Origin of the sequence: Arthrobacter sp. ok909, from assembly GCF_900104405.1 — a bacterium.
GTDB classification, from domain to species: Bacteria; Actinomycetota; Actinomycetes; order Actinomycetales; family Micrococcaceae; genus Arthrobacter; species Arthrobacter humicola.
On record NZ_FNJS01000018.1, the window covers coordinates 44,360 to 63,235 of the forward strand.

At 66.2% G+C, this 18,876-nt stretch carries 18 protein-coding genes; 11 read left to right on the forward strand and 7 right to left on the reverse strand.

Annotation, left to right across the window (positions count from 1 at the left end; translation table 11 throughout):
• Positions 1 to 52 precede the first annotated feature (52 nt).
• From BLR03_RS14775 to hisC, 3 genes are all read right to left on the reverse strand, one after another.
• Positions 53 to 1,354 carry a hypothetical protein gene (locus BLR03_RS14775; protein ID WP_091253931.1) on the reverse strand — a complete coding sequence of 434 codons (1,302 nt, stop codon included), beginning with the start codon at positions 1,352 to 1,354 and terminating at the stop codon, positions 53 to 55.
• Between the two features lie 453 nt (positions 1,355 to 1,807).
• Positions 1,808 to 3,220: an amino acid permease gene (locus BLR03_RS14780; protein ID WP_091253933.1), complete on the reverse strand. Its 1,413-nt coding sequence runs from the start codon at positions 3,218 to 3,220 to the stop codon at positions 1,808 to 1,810.
• Between the two features lie 52 nt (positions 3,221 to 3,272).
• Positions 3,273 to 4,370 (reverse strand): histidinol-phosphate transaminase, encoded by a 1,098-nt coding sequence (gene hisC, locus BLR03_RS14785; protein ID WP_091253936.1) that lies wholly within the window; start codon positions 4,368 to 4,370, stop codon positions 3,273 to 3,275.
• Positions 4,371 to 4,463: 93 nt separating this feature from the next.
• Here hisC and BLR03_RS14790 point away from each other — a divergent pair, with 93 nt between their 5' ends.
• The 4 genes from BLR03_RS14790 (at position 4,464) to BLR03_RS14805 (ending at position 9,274) form a co-directional block, all read left to right on the forward strand.
• Positions 4,464 to 4,967, forward strand: coding sequence for an Lrp/AsnC family transcriptional regulator (locus tag BLR03_RS14790; protein ID WP_091253938.1), 504 nt, complete (start codon positions 4,464 to 4,466; stop codon positions 4,965 to 4,967).
• A gap of 120 nt (positions 4,968 to 5,087) precedes the next feature.
• Complete coding sequence (locus BLR03_RS14795; RefSeq protein WP_091253941.1) at positions 5,088 to 6,761, forward strand: thiamine pyrophosphate-binding protein; 1,674 nt, start codon at positions 5,088 to 5,090, stop codon at positions 6,759 to 6,761.
• A 140-nt stretch (positions 6,762 to 6,901) separates the two neighbouring features.
• On the forward strand, positions 6,902 to 7,657 hold the full coding sequence (locus BLR03_RS14800; protein WP_091253944.1) for a hypothetical protein: 756 nt from the start codon (positions 6,902 to 6,904) through the stop codon (positions 7,655 to 7,657).
• Between the two features lie 54 nt (positions 7,658 to 7,711).
• Entirely contained in the window at positions 7,712 to 9,274 is a 1,563-nt protein-coding gene (locus BLR03_RS14805) for an HD domain-containing phosphohydrolase (protein WP_254788514.1), read from the forward strand.
• Between the two features lie 42 nt (positions 9,275 to 9,316).
• Here the strand turns inward: BLR03_RS14805 and BLR03_RS14810 are convergent, their stop codons facing one another.
• The gene (locus BLR03_RS14810) at positions 9,317 to 10,420 is read right to left on the reverse strand and encodes a N5-glutamine methyltransferase family protein (RefSeq protein ID WP_254788515.1); all 1,104 of its coding nucleotides are present in this window, start codon (positions 10,418 to 10,420) and stop codon (positions 9,317 to 9,319) included.
• Positions 10,421 to 11,043: 623 nt separating this feature from the next.
• Between BLR03_RS14810 and BLR03_RS14815 the strand changes: the two genes are divergently transcribed.
• Positions 11,044 to 11,682, forward strand: coding sequence for a hypothetical protein (locus BLR03_RS14815; RefSeq protein WP_091253949.1), 639 nt, complete (start codon positions 11,044 to 11,046; stop codon positions 11,680 to 11,682).
• Between the two features lie 75 nt (positions 11,683 to 11,757).
• The gene (locus BLR03_RS24945; protein ID WP_254788520.1) at positions 11,758 to 11,862 is read left to right on the forward strand and encodes a hypothetical protein; all 105 of its coding nucleotides are present in this window, start codon (positions 11,758 to 11,760) and stop codon (positions 11,860 to 11,862) included.
• Positions 11,863 to 12,039: 177 nt separating this feature from the next.
• On the opposite strand, the gene BLR03_RS14825 is transcribed toward BLR03_RS24945, so the two are convergent.
• A complete protein-coding gene (locus tag BLR03_RS14825; RefSeq protein ID WP_139184569.1) occupies positions 12,040 to 12,729 on the reverse strand; it encodes a hypothetical protein in 690 nt (229 codons plus the stop codon).
• Positions 12,730 to 12,872: 143 nt separating this feature from the next.
• On the opposite strand from BLR03_RS14825, the gene BLR03_RS14830 reads away from it, so the two are divergent.
• On the forward strand, positions 12,873 to 13,766 hold the full coding sequence (locus BLR03_RS14830; protein ID WP_091253953.1) for a potassium channel family protein: 894 nt from the start codon (positions 12,873 to 12,875) through the stop codon (positions 13,764 to 13,766).
• Positions 13,767 to 13,939: 173 nt separating this feature from the next.
• Here BLR03_RS14830 and BLR03_RS14835 read toward each other — a convergent pair whose 3' ends face one another.
• Positions 13,940 to 14,320: a VOC family protein gene (locus tag BLR03_RS14835; RefSeq protein ID WP_091254033.1), complete on the reverse strand. Its 381-nt coding sequence runs from the start codon at positions 14,318 to 14,320 to the stop codon at positions 13,940 to 13,942.
• Between the two features lie 304 nt (positions 14,321 to 14,624).
• Here BLR03_RS14835 and BLR03_RS14840 point away from each other — a divergent pair, with 304 nt between their 5' ends.
• The 4 genes from BLR03_RS14840 to BLR03_RS14855 all read left to right on the forward strand — a co-directional run bounded on the left by BLR03_RS14840 (position 14,625) and on the right by BLR03_RS14855 (position 17,482).
• Complete coding sequence (locus tag BLR03_RS14840) at positions 14,625 to 15,077, forward strand: SRPBCC family protein (protein WP_091253955.1); 453 nt, start codon at positions 14,625 to 14,627, stop codon at positions 15,075 to 15,077.
• 65 nt (positions 15,078 to 15,142) lie between these two features.
• Positions 15,143 to 16,000 (forward strand): PhzF family phenazine biosynthesis protein, encoded by an 858-nt coding sequence (locus tag BLR03_RS14845; RefSeq protein WP_091253958.1) that lies wholly within the window; start codon positions 15,143 to 15,145, stop codon positions 15,998 to 16,000.
• Positions 16,001 to 16,147: 147 nt separating this feature from the next.
• A complete protein-coding gene (locus tag BLR03_RS14850; protein ID WP_091253960.1) occupies positions 16,148 to 16,732 on the forward strand; it encodes a histidine phosphatase family protein in 585 nt (194 codons plus the stop codon).
• 24 nt (positions 16,733 to 16,756) lie between these two features.
• Complete coding sequence (locus BLR03_RS14855; RefSeq protein WP_091253962.1) at positions 16,757 to 17,482, forward strand: YoaK family protein; 726 nt, start codon at positions 16,757 to 16,759, stop codon at positions 17,480 to 17,482.
• A 16-nt stretch (positions 17,483 to 17,498) separates the two neighbouring features.
• On the opposite strand, the gene BLR03_RS14860 is transcribed toward BLR03_RS14855, so the two are convergent.
• Positions 17,499 to 18,863, reverse strand: coding sequence for an MFS transporter (locus BLR03_RS14860; protein ID WP_254788516.1), 1,365 nt, complete (start codon positions 18,861 to 18,863; stop codon positions 17,499 to 17,501).
• Between the last annotated feature and the right edge of the window lie 13 nt (positions 18,864 to 18,876).

Consider the following 18,876-nt stretch of genomic DNA (forward strand, 5'->3'; position numbering starts at 1 on the left):
AGAACGACCACACGCAACGGGACCACGCTGCGCGGCCTACTAATTTCCGGGGTTATTGCTCGACCGCTTCCTCACTCCCGGTCTCAGACCCGTCCGTCGCCTGTTCGCTGCGCTTCTTCCGCTTGAACAAGCCTGCAACACTCCCGCCGACGCTGCCTGCTGTACCGGCGATGGCGCCACCAACACCCTTTACCGCGGTGAGGGCCTGGGGCTCATCTGGGATCCCGTCACCGTCGATGTCCACGCTCCGGAACGCGCGCGTTACCGTATCGGCTGCGGTTGCCACCCCTGCGCCGACTGCCACAGCGCCGGTGGCAACGCCGCCTCCGACTGTGCCGGCAGTGCCAGCAATCCAGTTTCCCGTCACCTTTGCGGCGTCTTCCATTGCTGCGAGAGCTCGGTTCTGGTCGACGTCGCGGTCTTCGGCGCCAGTCTCTATAGGAACGGCCAGATGTTCGGGGAACATATCTGGGGCATCGGCGAATGCTGCTCGGGCGGCGACGATGACGTCGCGACCGAACACGAAGCGCGTGACTCCTCCTGCCAAGGCTCCAACTCCGTATTCAATCGTTGCCTGCTGCTTTCCGCTCAAATTTTCGCGCACTGCGTCCAACTGACCCGTTTCCATTGTCCGAACCAAGCTCTGTGCGGCGCCTCCAGGGAGGGTGTCTGCGAGCGTGTTCGCCCAGTGCGACCAGTCCGTGCGGTCAGCAGAGATCCTGTTGCCGAGGCCGACGACGCCTTCAGGCGACGCGCTCGATAGGTCTGTCGCCATCGTGGCGATTTGCTTCTGGCTCACGCGTTCGTTCGAGAGTCCGTAGACAAGGGCGAGGGCCTGGTCCTTGTCGAGGTCCATTCCGTGAATGTCGGCAATCGCGAGCGCGAATACCGCGGTGATCTCGAATTGCAACTGCTCATCTCCTGCGGGAAGGAGAGCAGCGGCTCGTTGTGCACCGTTCTTCGCAGTGCCCAGCGCCATGTTCTTTGCGGCCTGTTTCGCAGCGCTCTTTGCGGCAAGTTTGACGGCTTCCTTGCCAGTCTTCTTGGCAGCCCGTTGTCCTGCACTCTTCATGCCGGCCGCTGCCGCCCCGACTCCGGGAATCATCGCGATACCAATGTCAGCCGCGATCGCGCCGGCGCTGATGAGGGCACCAGCAGTGGTGATCGAGGTTCCGTAGTGACGCTCCAACATCTGGATCACCTCAGCGGGCGTTGCGTCCGGATGCCGCCGGCGGAGCCTCATAACGTACTTGCGAGCGATCGAGTGACGGGCGCTGACTGCCTTTGCAATGTCACGCGTGGCGTCCTCGCCGACGAGCTCCGCCTCCAGCGTGATGCTCTCGATATTCGTCATCGCTTACTCCTCTGTGGTTGCACCTCTGCGGAAGGTGGGGACGCGGCTAATAGATGAGAACCCGCCGGTGCCGCCTGGATCTCTGGTGATTGTATTCGTGGATCCTGGCTTGGCAGGTCGCGGCGCGTTCAAACTCCTCGACCAAGTGGCGCCCACCTGCTAAAACGAAGACCGGCCCTGCACCTACCGAAGTAAGCGGAGCCGGTCATGTTGCGATTGGATCACCTCACCATTCGGTGGCCGACGAGTTTTACGTTAGACGGGGTCCCATCCTCATTTGGGCCAGTGCTCGGGAAATCTCTGCCTCACTTCCGAGCCCTCTGGTGTGCCGGAGGGGTGGGATAGGGGCCCCATTACAGCCCACTCTGCGCAGCAGTAGCGCGAAGGACGCGCCCGGCCAAAGCCGGACGCGCCCTTAAGGTGCCCTGAACGAATTCGTTCAGGGCACCTGATTCAGTCGATAAGCACCGGCTGCTTGGCACCAACCGAAGCTTCGACAACCGGCGAAACCTTGCCCTTCCGGTGGCGCAGCCAGTTCGCCACCACCAGAAGCGCCACGAGTCCGAACGTGCTCAGGAGCTGGGGACGGGAATCCTCGCCGATGAAGCCCACGGTAAAGATCGCTGCGAGGATGACCAAGCCAAAGCACGTGAGCCACGGGAAGCCGGGCATCCGCAGGGGAAGCTCCGTCCCCTCCCGGTCGGCGCGTAGCCGCAGCGCGAGCTGGGCCAGGAGCGCGGACGTCCACACCAGCAAGCACGTCGAACCCACGATGTTGAGCAGGACGGGAAGGACCTTCTCGGGGAAAGCCAACTCCAGCACCACCGTGACAACACCGAAAGCGACGCTGGCCAGGACTGCGACAACCGGGACACGCGCCTTGGACACCGAGGCAAGCAGGCGTGGCGCCTCACCCCGCTCCGCGAGGGAGTACGCCATCCGCGATGCACCGTAGAGGTTGGCGTTGAGGGCGGAGAGCAGTGCTGCCACGGCTACCAGGGTAATGGCGGTGGCCGCGCCGGGCATGCCGGCGGCGTCCAGCACAGCGGCGAACGGGCTCTTCAGCCCTGCCGAACCGACGGGAACCACGGCTGCGATGACGAAGATGGCACCGATGTAGAAGACCAGGATGCGCCACAGCACCGTGCGGACCGCTTTCTTCACGCTGCGGGCAGGCTCGGCGGTCTCAGCTGCCGCCACGGACACAATCTCGGTGCCGCCGAATGCGAAGGCCACCACGAAGAGTGCCGTGGCAATACCGGCGAACCCGCTGGGCGCGAATCCGGCCCCGGTGAAGTGGGACAGGCCCGGCGACTGGACGCCCGGCAGCCAGCCGAAGAGCAGGGCAGCGCCCACCAGGAGGAACCCGACGATTGCAACCACTTTGAGCAGGGCGAACCAGAACTCGAATTCGCCGAAGTTCTTCACACTGGTGAGGTTCACGGCGGTGAGCACCACGATGAACACGAAGGCCATCAGCCACACCGGCAACGCGGGGAAGATGGTGGCCAGCAGGCCTGCCGCACCGAGCGCTTCAGCCGCAATGACCACCACCAGCTGCAGCCACCAGAGCCAGCCCACCGTGGCACCGGCCACCGGCCCGTAAGCCTTTGCGGTGTAGACGGAGAACGCGCCGCTGTCCGGGTTGGCGGCCGCCATCTCGCCGAGGGCCCACATCACTAGGATGATGAGCGTGCCGGCCACGAGGTAGGAGATCAGCACCGCCGGGCCGGCAGCCTGGATGCCCGCGCCCGAGCCGATGAACAGGCCGGCGCCGATGGCGCTTCCCAGGCCCATCATGGTGAGCTGGCGGGGTTTAAGGGCCGCGCCGAGGGCGCGGACAGACGTCTTTGTCTGTTGTTCCATGGGGATTCCTCTGGTTGTAGGTGGAACGGAGTAGTAAGGGATAAAGGAGTTGTCAGGCTGCGTGGGCTTCGAGGAGCCCGAGCACGCGGTCGTTGGAGGCGGGATCGGCAACGGTGATCCGTACGCCGTCGCCCTGGTACGCCCGGACCAGGATGCCGGCGGCGTCGAACGCGTCCACCAGCCTCGCCCGGAGGTGGTCATCGGCCCGGATCCACAGGAAATTGCCCTGGCTCGCCTGGAGCTTCCAGCCCTGGGCTTCCAGCTGCGCTGCCATCCGGACGCGTTCCTGCCTGACCGCGGCCACCCGCAGTTCCATCTCCTCCCCCGCGTCCAGCGAAGCGATGGCCGCCTTCTGTGCCAGCGCGCTCACCGAGAAGGGAAGGGCGGTCCGGCGCAGTCCCTCGGCGATGGCCGGCGCCCCCACGGCGTATCCCACACGCAGGCCGGCGAGCCCATACGCCTTCGAGAAGGTGCGCAGGATGCAGACGTTCGGGTAGCGGCGGTAGAGCGCCAGGGAATCGGGGCCGCTGCCCGCTTCGGCGTACTCCACGTAGGCCTCGTCGATCACCACGAGGATGTCGGAGCGGACGGATTGCAGGAAGGCCTCGATGCGTTCATGGCTGATGGGCACGCCGGTGGGATTGTTGGGGGTGCAGAGCAGGATCACTTTGGTGCTGTCAGTGACGGCAGCGGCCATGGCCTCGAGGTCGTGGCCCTCCGCGTCGTCCAGCGGGATGCGGACCGGCCGGGCGCCTGCCAGCTCAACCAGGATGGGGTACGCCTCGAAGGAGCGCCAGGCGAAAATCACCTCATCCCCGGCGTCGCACAGTCCGGTGATGATCTGCTGGAGGACGCCCACACTGCCGGGCCCCACCGCGACCTCCCCGGCAGTGACGCCCAGGTGCCCGGCGAGCCGTTCGCGGAGTTCGACGGCGGCACTGTCCGGGTAGCGGTTCATGGTGCCAGCCGCTTCGGCCACCGCAGCGGCGGCAGCGGGCAGTGGACTGTAGTGGCTTTCGTTGCTGGCGAGGGCTGCGATGTCCGCGCCGGCGCCACGCCGGCCCGGGACGTAGGACGGAAGTCCGGCTACTGCACCACGAAGGGTGGGGAGCGCGGTGTCCGGTGCGGTCAGGAGTTGATCACGGGTCATGAGGACCGATCATGATTGTGATCCGCCCCACAATGCAAGATACCCTCAGGCAATTGGGACTTCTGCTCAACTTCTAGTGACTGCGGTGAAAATATGACCATCCCGACCCCTCGCACCCTGGATTCCCTCGACGGCAGGATCATCCTGGCCCTCGACAAGGATCCGGAAGCCAGCGCCCTGGCACTCTCCCGCACGCTCGGCGTCGCACGGAACACAGTCCACGCCCGGCTGGCACGGCTCGAGCGCAGCGGCGCCCTCCGTTCCTTCAGCCGGAGGCTGGATCCCGCCGCGCTTGGCTATGACCTAATGGCTTTCCTCTCGCTGTCCATCAGCCAGACCCGGACAGGCGCAGTTGAAGACGGCCTCGCCGCGATCCCGGAAGTCATCGAGGTGCACGCCACCACCGGAGACGCGGACCTCATGGCGAAGGTAGTGGCCCGCAGTACGGCCGATCTCTACCGCATCACCAACGAGATCCTGGAAATCGAGGGGATACAGCGGACCAGCACCGCCATCTCCGTGCTGGAACTCATGCCGCCACGGTACGACGGCCTCCTGGCCCGGCTCTCAGGGCAGGAATCCCACCCTTCCTCGTGAGTTGAGGTGACGCGCACCACAAGTGTGCAGATTTTCACTCTAAGCCACCTTCGGCTGCCAAATATCCCAACCAAAACACACTCTCTTGTCGATCCGTGACTTAGCCCACATGATTCCTGCATGACTACTCTTACCGTCTCAGGCCGCGTGGCGCAGGTTCTCAGCAGCTACCTCACCGATCTCTTCGGTGTCATGGGCAACGGAAACGTCTACTTCCTGGACGCAGCGGAGAAGCTGGGCCTCCGCTTCTCCCCCGTCCGGCACGAGGGCGCCGCCATCGCCGCGGCCGACGCCTACTACCGTGCGTCCGGACGCCTCGCAGCGGGCACCACCACCTACGGCCCCGGCTACACCAACGCGCTCACCGCCCTGGCCGAGGCGGTCCAGGCGCAGGTCCCGGTGGTGCTGGTCACCGGGGATGCTCCGAGCACCGGCGCCCGCCCCCAGGACGTGGACCAGGCAGCCATCGCCGCAGGCCTCGGCGCGGCCACCTTCACCGTCACCCGCGACGCCGCGGGCTCCATCACCCGGCAGGCGGTGGAGTACGCACTCACCAAGCGCACCGCCGTCGTGATTGCCATTCCCTACGACCTCGCGGCACTCGAGGCGGCAGATGAAGAGCTTCCGGCGCCGTTGGCACCCCAGTTGACGGACGACGGCGGCGCCGGCCTTGGGCAGGTGGTCCGCCTGCTCGCTGGGGCAAAGCGGCCTCTGATCCTCGCCGGCCGCGGTGCGCACCTCGCCGGTGCCGGCCCGGAGCTCCGGGGGCTTGCCGACCGACTGGGCGCGCTGACCGCCGGAACCGCCCTGGCGCTCAACCTGCTCCAGGGCGATGGGTACCTCGGCGTCGCCGGCGGCTTCGGCACGGACACCGCCGCCGGGCTCATGGGCGAGGCCGACGTGGTCCTCGTGGCCGGGGCCAGCCTGAGCCCCTTCACCCTGCGGTTCGGGCACCTGCTCGGCCCGGACAGCACCGTCATCCAGATCGACACCGCCCTGCAGCCGACGCACCCCCGGGTGGACCTGTTCGTCAGTGCGGACGTGAAGTCCGCCGCGGAACGCATCCTGAAGATGCTGGATGGCCCGGCCTCGCCGGACGCCAGCCCCGCAGAAGCCTGGCGCACGGAAGCCCGCAAACGCCTCGCCGAGGGACCGGCCCACCACCCAGGCTCCGACGAGACCGCGGATGGCCGGCTGGACCCGCGTTCCCTCGCAACCGCTTTGGACTCCGTGCTGCCGGAGCGACGCACGGTGGTCCAGGACGGCGGGCACTTCCTCGGCTGGGCACCCATGTACTGGCACATCCCCAGGCCCCAGGACCTGGTCATGGTGGGGACCGCCTACCAGACCATCGGGCTCGGCCTCGCCAGCGCCGTCGGGGCAGCCCGCGCAGTGGAGGACGGCCGCACACTGGTACTGGCCTCCGGCGACGGCGGTTTCCTGATGGGCCTGTCCGACCTCGAATCGCTGATCGGGGCGGCGGACAGCGCTGTCGTCGTGATCTACAACGATGCCGCCTACGGAGCCGAAATCCACCAGTACGGTTCCCAAGGCCTGACTGAAAAGCCCATGCTGATCCCTGAAGTAGACTTCAGCGGCGTCGCCCGCGCGCTCGGTGCCGAGTCGGCGATCATCCGCTCACTCGCAGACCTTGAGGCGCTCAAAGACTGGATCGACGCCGGCGCCAGGGGAACCTTCGTGGCCGACTGCCGGATCACGTCGAGCGTCCGGGCCCCGTGGCTGAGCGAGTGGATGGCGGCCAAGCAGGAGGTAAAGGCGGCGGTGGCGGGGTAGATAACCCTGGCGGCGGCGGGACCTCGCAGACTGCGCCGTTGGTTCATTGTTCCGGGCGTGCGAGACAAAATGGGGCAGTTGCCCCATGCCCTTGCTGCGGCCCGGCCATAGGCTCGGGTCATAGAGAAAAGGAGGCGGCAATGACCATCTACCAGCCGCAGTCATCAGCAGAGGCAACGCCGAAACTTGCAGAACTTCCCGAAGACGCTGCCGAGCATTTCGCCGGCTACGCCGTCCTGGGGTTACCTTTTACCAGCGGCCACTACCTGGCCTTCCGGGATTTTCCCGTGAGCTCCGTTGGCCCCGGCTACCGCTCCGTCTGGCACCGCACGCCCGGCGGGGAGTGGACCATTTACGCCAGCGCCGCGCCCGAGCTCAGCTGCGCCCGGTACTTCGGGACGGCCGTCCACCATACGGTGGAGACCGACGTCGACATCCAGTGGAGCGGGCCGTTCACCGCCGTGATCACGATTCCAGGCGTTGTTGACTGGCGCCTGCAGCTGGGCACGTCCGCGCCCACCACGATGCTGACCGCCATGGCCGTACGCATGCCGGAAAGCCTGTGGCGAAACGAGCTGGTGCTCCGGGCCATGGGAGCATTCGCCGGTCCGCTGCTCGGCGCGGGCAGGATGAAAGTCTCGGGTGTGGTGCCCAACGGCCAGACGTTCCAGGCCCAGCCGCGGCAGTTGTGGCTTGTGACGGATTCCCAGGCCACCGTCCGGGGTGAGGACGCTGGAGTCCCGGGCCTACTGCCTGTACAGGACCACCTGGCGGACTTCTGGCTTCCGCAACGTGGACTGTTCGGAGCCCAGGTGGGCGTTAGGTTCCCGTCCACGGGCCATCGCGCCGGACCAGGTCTTGCCCCGGCACGGACCGGGAAGAACCAGGCGGCATAACGGCCGCCGCGTTATCCTTACTGCCTTGGCTGACGGCTTCCTAGAATGGCAGGTGTGAAGCAGTCATCGGCTGACCCCCGCCGCAGCGAAGTCCTGGCCGCACTGTCGCTCGCCATTGACCTGGGGCTGGGGCAACCGATGGAGCACATGCTGCGGGCGTCCCTGCTGGCGTTACGGATCGCGGGGGCGGCCGGGGTTGACGCCGCCGGCCAGGGCAGGATCTACTACGCCAACCAGCTGGCCTGGATCGGCTGCCACGCGGATTCCTTTGAACTCGCCGCGCTGTTCACGGACGATATCGCCTTCCGCGCCGACTACTACAACCGCGACCAGCATGGCCTGCCCATGTATGTCGGCATGTTCAGCCACGCCGGCGCCGGCCTCCCGCCGCTCGCCCGCGTTGCCTACTGGACGCGTTTCGCGGCGACGGGCAGCGGGGCGGTGCGGACCATGATTGCCTCGCACTGCATCTCCGCCGGGGTGTTGGCCAGCAGTGTAGGGCTCGACGACGGCGTGGCAGGACTGCTCACCCACACCTTCGAGCGGTGGGACGGCAAGGGCCTGCCGGAGGGTGTGGCGGGGCCGGAAATTCCGCTGGAGATGCGGATCATGCATCTCGCGGATACGGCCGAGGTCTTCCTGCGGAGGGAGGGCGTAGCCGGTGCGGTGGCCATGGTGCGGGCGCGCCGCGGCAGCCAGTTCGATCCAGCATTGGCCAGGCTGTTCATCGATCAGGCCGAGGCACTCACCGAAGGGCTCCTCGACGTCGACTGCTGGCAGGCCGCCTTGGACTTGGCTCCCAATGACGCTCCCCTGTCCGACCACGAGCTGGATGCGGTGCTGCGAGCGATCGGCGACTTCGCGGACCTCAAGTCTCCCTACACGGCAGGTCACTCCCGTGCAGTAGCGGCCCTCGCCGCCGCCGCGGGCGAGGAGCATGGGCTACCGGCCGACGACGTCACGGAGCTCCGCCGTGCAGGATGGGTACACGACCTGGGCCGGCTGGGGGTGTCCAACCAGGTGTGGGATAAGAAGGAGCCCCTCTCCGGGCTGGACCTGGAACGTATCCGAATGCATCCGTATCTGGGAGAGCGGATCCTCAGCCGGGTTCCCGGACTGAAGGGCGAGGCGGCCCTCACCGGCTCACACCACGAGCGGCTCGACGGGTCCGGCTATCCGCGAGGGATTGGCGGAACGGAGCTGGGGATAAAGCAGCGGATCTTGGCGGCTGCGGACTCCTACCAAGCCTCCCTGGAGCCACGCCCGCACCGGCCCGTGCTCGCGCCGGGTGATGCGGCTGCCAGGCTCCGGCAGGAGGTTTCAGCCGGCAGGCTCGCCGCGGAAGCTGTGGAGGCAGTGCTCGTGGCGGCCGGCCAGCAGCCCCGCCGTCCGCATGCCCCAGCGGGTGGACTCACACCGCGGGAAGTGGAGATCCTCAGCATGCTGTGCCGCGGAATGACACCGGCCGAAATCGCCGGCGCTCTGTTTCTCGCCCGGAAGACCGTCCGCAACCATGTGGAGCACATCTACACCAAGATCGGTGCAACCAACCGGGTGGGTGCCACCTTGTTCGCGATCAGGAACGGCCTGACCGAGTACGGGAGCGCGGCCAGGTAGCGGTCCCGTCCCTGACCGCGCAGCCGCATGGGTCAGGAACGACTATCGGGGAACGAGCCGCCACAGCGACGTGACCTCGGCCGTGCGCGCCTCGAACAGGGGATCGTCGCGGTCCGATGCCTTCGGATGCGTTGGCTTGGTGTCCAACCGTTCCACCACCTTCAGCCCTGCCGCCGTGATGGCGGCCAGCAGATCGTCACGCGTCCGCAGGCCAAGGTGTTCGGCCAGGTCGGAGAGGACAAGCCAGCCCTCACCGCCCGGTTCCAGATGGTCGGAGAGTCCGTTCAGGAAGCGGAACAGCATCCTGCTCCCGGGGTCGTAGACGGCGTTGTCCAGGGTGGAATGCGGCGTGGCCGGAATCCATGGAGGGTTGCACACGACAAGCGGTGCCCGCCCGGGCGGGAACATGTCGGTCAGGACGGCCTCGGCACGGTCCTGGACGCCGAGGTTCCGGAAATTCTCAGCTGCGCAGGCGATTGCACGCGGTTCATTGTCCGTCGCCACCACGCGGTGGACGCCACGGCGCGCGAGGACGGCAGCGAGCACCCCGGTGCCGGTTCCGACGTCGAACGCCAGCGTGTCAGAGGGCAGCGTAGCGGCGGCGACGAGATCCACATACTCACTGCGGGTGGGGAAGAACGTGCCATAGTGCGGGTGGATACGGCCCTGCAGGGCATCGACGTAGACGCCATTACGTCGCCACTCGTGGGCGCCAATGGCCCCGACAAGCTCGTGCAGGGACACGATGGAAGATTCGCCGATCTCACCGTACGCTTCAGCGGCGGCCTGCCGGATGTCCGGTGCGCGGCGCAGCGGCACCACCGGGCCCGGATCAAGAGGAATCAGCAGCAGGCCGAGAACGCGTGCACGGTGCGAGCGGGACTGGCGGTGCCGATAGAACTTATCGGCCGGAGTTGCTGCGATCTCTTTCTTTCCGGCGCCTATCCGCCGGTCCAGGGCGTTGAGGATCTGCCGTGCGTTGTGGAAGTCACCGTGCCAGAGCATCGCGATCCCCTGTGACGCCATCCGGTTCGCCTCATCGGCCGTGAGGGAGTCGGAGACCACTTCGACGCGCGTCGGCGCCGGTCTGCCGTTCGCCGACCGCCATCGCGCGGTCATGCTGATCCCGGCCTCGGCCCAAGTCACAACGGCCGGCTCATCCCCCGCAGCTGCGCGCACGGGATTGGGGACCGGCGTCGGGATTCCTACGGGGGCTGGTGTGTCAATGCTGATAGAGGATCCATTCCGAGCATTCGGGAGCCGATCGCAGACTGACCATTGCGGTGGCGATTCGACGACGTCCAAGGCTGCGGCCCAGCTTCCAGACCCCTCATCCGGCTGCACACCGGGCTTGGTCGATGGCCGCCGGGGCCCTTGAACTACATTCTCAGGATACAGGGGTGCCGCGGCCGCCGCCCGACCCGCCTGCCGCTCGGCTCGTGCGTGGCTTTGAAGGCTGGCTTTACTCACCCGCCCATATCCACCCGCACCCCAAGCTTGCAGAGGACCCCGACCAATGGTGGGCAACCCTCATGAGGCCCTACCTGACCCGGATTAAGGAAGACCTGGCCGCCCGCCAAACTTAGCGTGGGCGGACCAACAAGGCTCAGCGACCGCACTCCTCTTGAGGGCAGCCCTACAAGGCAGCATCCGATCCTCGCAAGATGACCGGGCGGTCGACGTGAACTCGCCGCCCAAACCGGGTGCGCCGCCGTACTGGATGGTGGGGGCGCTCCGAGGCTGCCCTGTTTCCGTGGAAGTATTCACCTATGACTTCCGACGGCGACACCGCCAAACTCCTAGCCTTCATTGACTCCCACGGCATCGACGCCTCTGCTGAGGTCAGCCGTGGTTGGGCTTCCATCGGAGCGATTATTGTCGATGCCTCCTTGCAGCGACGGCAGAATTACGAGACAACCGTAAAGCCGCGCGTTGACGCTCTGGTTGCCGCCTGGCCAGATGCACAAACCACGAGTGGGTTCCGGAAACGTCTTGCGACGGGAAGCCTCTCGGAAGTCATCGATTGGCCGTCGCCGGGGCGCCTTGCCCAGATAGACGACCTAACGCGGGTTTTTGAGGATCAGGGCGTCGAAACTGTAGAGGAACTCCGGGCCAGACTCGCTGACGCAGCAGAACGGCCGGCATTTCGTGATGCCCTCGCAGGTGTACGTCATGTAAGCCCCAAGACGCTGGACTACATCGACGTTCTCAGTGGACTCTCAACCCAGGGGACTACTGACGTGCGGATTCGGAGAGTGGCCGAGGCCGCAGGCATCGAGGACACCTCTTACACCAACATGTCGGCCGTGATCCGCGCTGCTGCAGACTCACGTGCGTGGCGCGCTGAAGACCTGGACGCTGCACTATGGCACTTCGGTATTGAGAGCACCTCAGCAGCATCCGACTAAGGAGTTCAGAACTCGCACCTTAGTCGACGCCTTGGCCAACGACAGCCATTTCCGCGGCCGTCGGCCATTGATGCCATCCGGTCGGCAACCACGACAGCGGCCCAGCTGCTGGGGCGCGAAGGCCAGATCGGCGTCGTCGCCCCGGGCGCGGACGCCGACATGCTGTCCGCTGTCCGCTGACCCGCTTGCCGATATCGCAGTGCTGGCCGATATCGGCGACCACCTGGACGTGCTGATCCAGAACGGGCGGGTGGTCAGCCCCTAACCCGGCGTGGGGTCATCCGGCACTCTTCACGGGGATGGGCCGGTGTTCGCAGCCAGGGGATGGGCTGGAGTTCGTGGCGCAAAACCAGGCTGCTACCCGTGGGTGACAGCAGCACCCACCAAGCCGAACAACGTCCCGGCCGCCAAGGCAATGAGGGCACGCTTCCGGGTGGGATACAGCCAGCGCACTGCGAACACGGTCACTGCCAGGATGACGCCGTTGACGACGCTCAGGATGACCGCGATCCACTCGGACCCGGTGGCCACCCCGAAGCCTCCGCCGCTGCAACCGCTGATCCCGCACCAGGCAAAACTCGCCACCATCCACTGCGGAAGACTCAGCAGAACTGCCAGCGGCACCGCCCACCAGAGCTTCCTGACGTCCGGAGTGACCCCGCGCAGCGTCACCCGCGGATACTGAGCCGAGGCGCCGGGCGTGCCGGCGGCCGAAACCAGTGTTCGCCTCCGGGCGCTCAGGACAAGCCACCGGAAGACACCCGCGTTGACCACCGCAAGGAGTAAGTATCCGAGATAATAGAGGACCGTAGTCAGGCTCAATACGGTGCCTGAGCCAAGAGTGCCGATGACGAAATACGCGAACGAAACGGGCAGTGTCAGAACCACCAGGGCGAGCAGCAGTCCCTCCTTGAACCCGGCATCCAGGTCCAGCGCGAAGCCTCTGCTAAGCAGCGCCGCTACCACAACGGCAACCGTCGCCGACAGATAAACGACGACGGCGGTTCTGGCCCAGCGCGCCAGGGCCCTTCCATTAGGCCCAGACACTCCACCCACGACGCTCCCCCTTGACGTCATTCCGGTTCACTCTGCGCGAGGAAACCGATACTGCCGACGCGCCCACGGGCTCCCGGCACTTTGATGGTCGCACGCCGGCTGCTCCTCAGGAAGTGCCGCCTCTAAGATGAGGCATGGACTTCGAGGACACGCTCTGGACGGTTCTGGGGGCCGGGCTGATTCTGCTGATGCTCGTTGACGTCTTTCGTACGCTCCTTTATCCGCACGGTTCCGGTCCTCTGGGCCGGGCGATCATGCGCGGATTCTGGCTTGTATCGAGAAGACTGCGGGGCCGGGGCTCCTTCATCGCGGCCCCCTTGGCGATGGCCGCCGTCATTGGTGCCTGGGCAGGCTTGGCGGCCATCGGCTGGGCTCTGCTATACCTGCCCCATCTGACGGACGGCTTTGTATACGGAGCCGGAGTTCCACTGCGGGCCGACTTTGCCGAAGCCCTCTACATCTCCATGGTCACTCTCTCCACCGTGGGGTTTGGCGATATCGTGGCAACGGATCCGGTGCTCAGGCTGGTTGTCGCCCTCCAGGCCGTCACCGGTTTCGGCTTGCTGACAGCAACGGTCACCTGGATCCTGCAGACGTTCCCGGCCCTGAACCGCCGCCGGGCCCTTGCCCACCAGCTGACTCTGTTCAGGGAGGCTGCCGGTCCGGCCGGTGTATTGGACATGGAGCCCAGTCACGCTACCGGATTGCTGGAGGCAATTGCCGGAAACGTGGCTACGGTGACCATAGACCTGCTTGCGTTCCATGAAACCTACTACTTCCGTGAAATCGAGCAGCGCGGTTCCTTGCCCGCCACGGTGGCCTACGCCCAGGAGCTGGCATCCCAGGCCCAGCGCAGCGAGAGCGGTGAACTGCAGTTCGCTGGACGGATGCTCCACGCGGCGCTGGACGGACTCGCGGAGGTCCTTCGCGGCAAATTCGGCCATTCAGGAGCCACATCTTCCGATGTGTTCGACAGCTACGAGCTGCACCACCGGCACCTCCGGGGTGGGAAACCCGACACGAACTAGGGTGCGGGTAGCCGCCGCTGCGAACCCTGCTGTTCTGAACGCGCTCGTTGCCCTGTCCAGCGGCGACGTCAGGCTCGAAACCGGCTCCCGCCTTGAAGGCGCGGTCCGGTTCCCTCCGGCTCCGTTGCCGGCGGTAGCGATGTTATGAGTCGTTGATCGGTGTCAGACGCGGCCTACGAGCGCTGGGAGATGCTGATGATGTTGTCCTCGCTGTCCAGGAACCAGGCTGCCTTCCCCCAGCTAGCGGTGGCAATGCCGTTCTCCGTCTTCAGGCCGGGAAAATTGTAATCTTCAAAGACGACGCCGCGACCTCGCAGTTCCTCCATCTCGCGTTCGAGATTGTCCGTTTCCCAGCCCAACTGGGTGTTCTTGGCTGTCCCTGCATTCTCTGTCTGGTAAACAAGGAAGCGGGTTCCTTGGCCGCAGCTGTACATCACGCTGCCCTCCTCCATGGATTCGGAGGGTTCTATGCCCAGCTTGTCCCGGTAAAACTCCTTCGCCCTGTTGATGTCCTTCGCGGGGAGGACAGCCATGATGTTTGAATCCTTGAGCATGATGATTCCCTTCAGTGCGTTGATGTTCGCAGCGACGGCGTTGCTCCCCCGGTTTCGGTCCCCGGAATCCTTGTCCGGAGCCCGTGACCGTCCCTTGCGCAAAGCCGGGGCAGCCACCTGGGACTCTTCAACGCCGCGCCACCTATCGTCAGCGTGAGGGATCCCCGAAGTTATGTGGCCATTATGGACCGATGTGGGTCTGCGGAAATAGGGCCCCTTGGTATCCGGCTGACGTCTTGCGCGCAGCGCCGCCGTGTCGGCAACACCGCTCCCGTCAGCGCCCGCCCGGTGCCAGAGTTGAAGAATGAACGAGCAACCTCGCGGGCTGGTCCTGAACCTGGAATGCACGCTCAACGCGCCCCGTGAACGCATTTTCAGAATGTTGACCGAGCCAGCCGAATTGGTGAAGTGGTGGGGCCCGCACGGCTTCGCCATCCCCGAGGCGGAACTCAACCTTGCGGTGGGCGGCCGCTACCGCCTCACCATGACGCCGCCCGACGGCGAGACCTTCCACCTCTCCGGCAAGTTCCTGGAAATCGACCCGCCGTGGCGCCTTGTCTACACCTTCGAGTGGGAGGAACCCACTCCCGATGACCGTGAAACCGTCGTCGATCTCTCGCTCGGGACGGAAGGCGATGCCACGCGCTTGGCGCTCTCGCAGGGACCGTTCCTGACGGACGAACGCCTTGAACTGCACCGCGGCGGCTGGGCTGACTCATTTGAGAAACTTCGCGTTGTCACGGACGCCCACGCCTAGAAAAGTACGGCCAGCAGGGCTCATGGCGGTCTCCGCCATCTGGACCGCTGTGCGACGATGTCCGAATGGAACAGACCACGGAAGTCCTGCGCTATGCCGCCTTCACCACCACCCCCGACGGCGGAAATCCGGCGGGAGTCGTCCTGGACGCAACCCGACTCGATGACGCCCGGATGCAGGCCATCGCGGCCGACGTCGGGTATGCCGAGACGGTCTTTGTAACGGAGGTATCGGTTGACGCGGACTCCCGCCGAAACCGTGTGCGGTACTTCTCCCCGATTGCCGAGGTGCCGTTTTGCGGCCATGCCACGATTGCTTTGGCCGTGGCACTGTCACGACGTGACGGTACGGGGACCTTTGTTTTCGACACCCCGGTGGGGCCTGTCGCGATCGAGACTGCAGGCCAAGGCTCAGCGGTGACGGCAAGCTTCACGAGCGTGGAGCCGCGAGTGTCCGAGTTCACCGACGATGTTCTGAGCACCCTCCTCGGGTTGCTCGGAGTGGGCCGGGGCGAGCTGCACCCGGCGTACCCTCCGATGATCGCCTTTGCCGGAAACTGGCACCCTATTCTCGTCTTCGCGGAACGCAAGGCCTTTGACTCGTTCGTTTTCGATCCGCGTCCCATGCGCACCCTGATGGACGCCCAGAACTGGGCCGGCACCGTCACGACGCTCTACGAGATGGGGCCGGGTGAGTTCGACTCGCGCAACCTCTTTCCGGTGGGCACCATCACCGAAGATCCGGCGACCGGTTCGGCTGCAGCTGCTTTCGGCGGATACCTCCGCTTGCTTTCACTTGTGGAGCCGCCCACCCGCGTCGTTGTGCACCAAGGCAGCCATGTCGGCCGCCCGAGCATGCTCACCGTCGACATTCCCCCAACCGGCGGGATTATCGTGAGCGGTGAAGCCGTAGAGATCAGTTGAATAGTACGAGCCGGTCGTGGGGTTGACCTCTTCAGGCAGACCGGCGTGACTGTGCAACTTGTGAACGTTCCCCCGGTGCAGGCCCCCCGCCATCGTCGTGTTACATCGATTTCCCGGGCCAATCCCCGCTCAGGGCAGAATGGACGCATGACCCTTACGACATTTGCGCTCATCCGTCATGGCCAGACCGACTGGAATGCGCAGCGCCGGCTGCAGGGATCCACCGACATTCCGCTGAACGACGTCGGCCGCGGCCAGGCACGGGATGCCGTCGCCACGCTGTCCGGTTACGAATGGGACGCAGTCGTATCCTCGCCGCTGAGCCGCGCCGCGGAAACGGCCGACCTGATCGCCGCAGGGCTCGGACTCAGCGTGACACGCCGCGTCCCGAAGCTCACCGAGCGCCACTTCGGACCCGCCGAAGGCCTGCAGGCCGGCCCCGAACTGGAGGCCCTGCGCACCCCCGAGGGTTTCCTCGGCGCCGAAAGCGACGACGACGCAGCCAACCGCGGGTTGGCAGCCCTGGAGGCCCTGGCCGAGGAGTTCCCCGGCCGCCGCGTCCTCGTGGTCGCCCACGGCACGCTTATCCGCTTGAGCCTCGGCCGGGCGGTGGGCCGCACGCTGCAGAGCATCGACAACGCCGCGCTGAACCTGGTCCACCACCACGCCGTCGACGGCTGGGAACTCGAATACCTCAACGGCGAGCAGCTGACCGCAGCCGCCATCAGCTGACTGCGGCTCGAGAAAGGATGACCCATGCTTAGACGACTGAAGTCCGCCGATCAGGCCCGGCTGCACCTGTTCCTCATGCTCGTGCTGACGTTCTCCACCGGGGTCATCGACGCCGTCGGCTATCTGGGCCTGGACCGGGTCTTCACCGGCAACATGACCGGCAACGTCGTCATCCTGGGCATGGCCCTGATCGGCGCCGACCACCTGCCCGTCGTAGGGCCCTCGATTGCTTTGGCCTGCTTTATGCTCGGCGCTGTGATCGCCGGCCGTGCCCTTCGGCCCGAAGCGGCAGGCTGGAGCCGGCGGACCACGGCCCTGCTGACCGCCGTCGGCGTCACGATGGCGGCGGTCGCCGTCGTGCTGTTCTTCCACGCCCCGCATGCCGGCGACCCCGTCACCCTGGCGATCACGGGCGCGCTGGCGGTCGCGATGGGGATCCAGGCGGCCACGGCCCGGCACCTGAGCGTCAAGGACGTCACCACCGTGGTGGTGACCTCGACGCTGACCGGGCTGGCCGCCGATTCCCGCCTCGGCGGAGGCAAGGGCGCCCAGGCAGGCCGCCGCTTTGGCGCCGTCGTGCTCATCCTGGCCGGTGCCGCCGCCGGTGCGGCCCTGCTCCACGTCCATCCGGGCTACGGCGTGCTGCTCACCGCACTGCTCACCACGGGCGTGGCCGTCGCCGGCGGCGTCGCCCGGAAGCAGACGCAGGAGCCCGCCGCGGACTCAGCCGTACCGGCCGAGGCGCGTTGACGGAGGAACAGCAACCCTAGGCTTTCTCCCGCTCCCGCCACAGCAGGGACACCACAAGCACCACAGCACCCAGCCCCAGCATGACGAACACCATCAGCCCCCAGTTCTCCTGGTTGACGCCGGTGCCGTAGAAGATGCCGATCAGCACAGTGGCCGTGATCGCCCCAAGGTACCGGCAAGTCTGGTAGATCCCGGCGGCCACGCCGCGCTCCTCCATCCGGGTGGAGAGGTACATGCCCTGGCTGGAGGCTATGCCGACCACGCCGTAGGGCACGCCCAGCAGGGCGGTCAGCCCAAACACCAGCGGAATGGCGAACGACGCCGTCAGCAGCCACATCGCCCCCGACGCCACAATCAGCAGCACGACGCCGGCGATCAGCACCCGCTTCACGCCGAAACGGTCAATCGCACGGACCGCGAACGGCGTCACCACCACCGACATCGCAGCCAGCGGCAACATCAGCAGCCCCACGATGCCGGGATCGTAACCGCCGGCTTCCTGCAGCAGCTGCGGGAGACCGAAGAACGCGAAGTAGTACACGCCGCTGAACACCGCGAAGCCCAGATAGACCAGAAGCAGCGGCCGGTTGCGGCCCAGCAGCCGCAGGTCCAGGAACGGCGGCTTGAACCGCAGCTCGCGCCAGACAAACAGCATGGCGAGCAGCATCCCGCCACCGAGCAGCCACCAGCGGTAGGCAGGCAGCACGTTCAGGAGCGCCATCATCACCAGCACCATGGTGCCCAGGAAGGCCAGAACGCCCGGGATGTCCGAGTCCCGCAGCAGCTCGGAGGCCCTGCCGCGTTCCCGTCCTTCGTCGGCGGGCGCAAACCGCCGGACCAGCAGGATGGCCGCGAGCGAGAGGGGGACGTTGATCAGGAACAGCGCCTGCCACCCGACCAGGCTCACCAGCAGCCCACCCACCACCGGCCCGACGGCGGCAGCGGAGGTGTTGGCCATCTGGATCCGGCCCAGCGGCCGCGTGGACTTCACGTTCGCTTGCCGTGCCAGCGCCGCGACCATGACGACGGCGCTCGGAAAGGCGGTCGCGGTACCCAGCGCCATGAAGGCACGGGCCACGCAAAGCAGGGCAAAGTTCGGCGCGAAGGGAGCCAGCGCGCACGTCACTGCCACCAGGGCCATGCCGAGCATGAACAGCCGGCGCGGGCCAAAGCGATCCGCCAGCCGCCCCATGAGCGGCTGGCCCGCAGCGGAAGTGAGGTAGAACGCCGTAATCACCCAGGTGACGGTGGCGACGTCGAGCCCGAAGTCCGCGCGCAGCACCACAAGGGCGACGGCGATCATCGAGGAGTTCAGCGGGTTCAGTGCCGTGCCGAGGCTAAGTCCGGCGACGGCGATGCCCGTCCGGGGAGAGTTGCTCACGGCAACAGTCTGT

What these genes read in the sequence shown, in the direction of transcription:
- BLR03_RS14840 (WP_091253955.1), top strand. Translation starts at nt 14,625, where the DNA reads ATGAACGAGCAACCTCGCGGGCTGGTCCTGAACCTGGAATGCACGCTC.
- BLR03_RS14795 (WP_091253941.1), top strand. Translation starts at nt 5,088, where the DNA reads ATGACTACTCTTACCGTCTCAGGCCGCGTGGCGCAGGTTCTCAGCAGC.
- BLR03_RS14850 (WP_091253960.1), top strand. Translation starts at nt 16,148, where the DNA reads ATGACCCTTACGACATTTGCGCTCATCCGTCATGGCCAGACCGACTGG.
- BLR03_RS14830 (WP_091253953.1), top strand. Translation starts at nt 12,873, where the DNA reads ATGGACTTCGAGGACACGCTCTGGACGGTTCTGGGGGCCGGGCTGATT.
- BLR03_RS14835 (WP_091254033.1), bottom strand. Translation starts at nt 14,320, where the DNA reads ATGCTCAAGGATTCAAACATCATGGCTGTCCTCCCCGCGAAGGACATC.
- BLR03_RS14800 (WP_091253944.1), top strand. Translation starts at nt 6,902, where the DNA reads ATGACCATCTACCAGCCGCAGTCATCAGCAGAGGCAACGCCGAAACTT.
- BLR03_RS14855 (WP_091253962.1), top strand. Translation starts at nt 16,757, where the DNA reads ATGCTTAGACGACTGAAGTCCGCCGATCAGGCCCGGCTGCACCTGTTC.
- hisC (WP_091253936.1), bottom strand. Translation starts at nt 4,370, where the DNA reads ATGACCCGTGATCAACTCCTGACCGCACCGGACACCGCGCTCCCCACC.
- BLR03_RS14815 (WP_091253949.1), top strand. Translation starts at nt 11,044, where the DNA reads ATGACTTCCGACGGCGACACCGCCAAACTCCTAGCCTTCATTGACTCC.
- BLR03_RS14780 (WP_091253933.1), bottom strand. Translation starts at nt 3,220, where the DNA reads ATGGAACAACAGACAAAGACGTCTGTCCGCGCCCTCGGCGCGGCCCTT.
- BLR03_RS14845 (WP_091253958.1), top strand. Translation starts at nt 15,143, where the DNA reads ATGGAACAGACCACGGAAGTCCTGCGCTATGCCGCCTTCACCACCACC.
- BLR03_RS14775 (WP_091253931.1), bottom strand. Translation starts at nt 1,354, where the DNA reads ATGACGAATATCGAGAGCATCACGCTGGAGGCGGAGCTCGTCGGCGAG.
- BLR03_RS14790 (WP_091253938.1), top strand. Translation starts at nt 4,464, where the DNA reads ATGACCATCCCGACCCCTCGCACCCTGGATTCCCTCGACGGCAGGATC.